Source organism: Paenisporosarcina sp. OV554 (assembly GCF_003058165.1).
GTDB lineage: Bacteria > Bacillota > Bacilli > Bacillales_A > Planococcaceae > Paenisporosarcina.
This window is the reverse complement of record NZ_QBUC01000079.1, coordinates 1-1133: the sequence shown is the minus strand read 5'-3', so window position 1 is coordinate 1133 and position 1133 is coordinate 1. Positions and strand designations below refer to the sequence as shown.

At 49.0% G+C, this 1133-nt stretch carries 9 tRNA genes; all 9 read left to right on the top strand.

What is annotated here, in order from left to right:
• The first annotated feature begins 6 nt into the window (after window positions 1-6).
• The 9 genes from C8K15_RS20090 to C8K15_RS20050 all read left to right on the top strand — a co-directional run bounded on the left by C8K15_RS20090 (window position 7) and on the right by C8K15_RS20050 (window position 1090).
• Window positions 7-99 (top strand) — tRNA-Ser (locus tag C8K15_RS20090).
• A gap of 197 nt (window positions 100-296) precedes the next feature.
• Window positions 297-373 (top strand) — tRNA-Met (locus C8K15_RS20085).
• A 3-nt stretch (window positions 374-376) separates the two neighbouring features.
• Window positions 377-452 (top strand) — tRNA-Asp (locus C8K15_RS20080).
• Window positions 453-595: 143 nt separating this feature from the next.
• Window positions 596-671: transfer RNA gene (locus C8K15_RS20075), tRNA-Phe, on the top strand.
• A gap of 4 nt (window positions 672-675) precedes the next feature.
• Window positions 676-749, top strand: a tRNA-Gly gene (locus tag C8K15_RS20070).
• Window positions 750-758: 9 nt separating this feature from the next.
• Window positions 759-835: transfer RNA gene (locus C8K15_RS20065), tRNA-Ile, on the top strand.
• A gap of 1 nt (window position 836) precedes the next feature.
• Window positions 837-911 (top strand) — tRNA-Asn (locus C8K15_RS20060).
• Window positions 912-920: 9 nt separating this feature from the next.
• Window positions 921-1011, top strand: a tRNA-Ser gene (locus C8K15_RS20055).
• A 7-nt stretch (window positions 1012-1018) separates the two neighbouring features.
• Window positions 1019-1090: transfer RNA gene (locus C8K15_RS20050), tRNA-Glu, on the top strand.
• Window positions 1091-1133: the final 43 nt, after the last annotated feature.

Below are 1133 nucleotides of genomic sequence, written 5' to 3'. Positions count from 1 at the left end.
TATCTCGGAGGTATACCCAAGTTTGGCTGAAGGGATCGGTCTTGAAAACCGACAGGGGAGTAAAATCCCGCGGGGGTTCGAATCCCTCTACCTCCTCCATTTTACTAAGTGTGTGGTAAATAACTTTATAAAACATTAAGACACTCAAGTTATAATTCGCTTTCTATAAAGAAATCGCGAGGGTGGAGCAACGAGTCGTACGAAGACGACGAAGTAACGCCGACGCAAGCAAAGCGTGGAAGGCGTCAACAATCACATAAGATTAATTATCATAGTGTTTGTACATATTAAATTATCGCGGGGTGGAGCAGCACGGTAGCTCGTTGGGCTCATAACCCAAAGGTCGCAGGTTCAAATCCTGCCCCCGCAACCAAATGGTTCCGTGGTGTAGCGGTTAACATGCCTGCCTGTCACGCAGGAGATCGCGGGTTCGATTCCCGTCGGGACCGCCATTTTTTATGAAATATTAAGAATTGGAATAAGCAAAGAAGGTCGAGGAAGCAAAATGAGTAAGTGAAGGAGCGTACTAACGTACGTGACTGAACGAACGAATATTGCTGACAAAGAGATTCGCAGCTTAGTACAATTCGAATGTGGCTCAGTAGCTCAGTCGGTAGAGCAAAGGACTGAAAATCCTTGTGTCGGCGGTTCGATTCCGTCCTGAGCCACCATGTTGCGGGTGTAGTTTAGTGGTAAAACCTCAGCCTTCCAAGCTGATGATGAGAGTTCGATTCTCTTCACCCGCTCCAATTTTTTGTGGGCCTATAGCTCAGCTGGTTAGAGCGCACGCCTGATAAGCGTGAGGTCGATGGTTCGAGTCCATTTAGGCCCACCATTCCGAAGTAGCTCAGTGGTAGAGCAATCGACTGTTAATCGATTGGTCGTAGGTTCGAGTCCTACCTTCGGAGCCAATTATTTCTGGGGAAGTACTCAAGTGGCTGAAGAGGCGCCCCTGCTAAGGGTGTAGGTCGGGCAACCGGCGCGAGGGTTCAAATCCCTCCTTCTCCGCCAGATGTAAGGCCCCTTGGTCAAGCGGTTAAGACACCGCCCTTTCACGGCGGTAACACGGGTTCGAATCCCGTAGGGGTCATATAGAAAGATGCGCTATCTTCGGGATAGCGTGTTTTTTTATG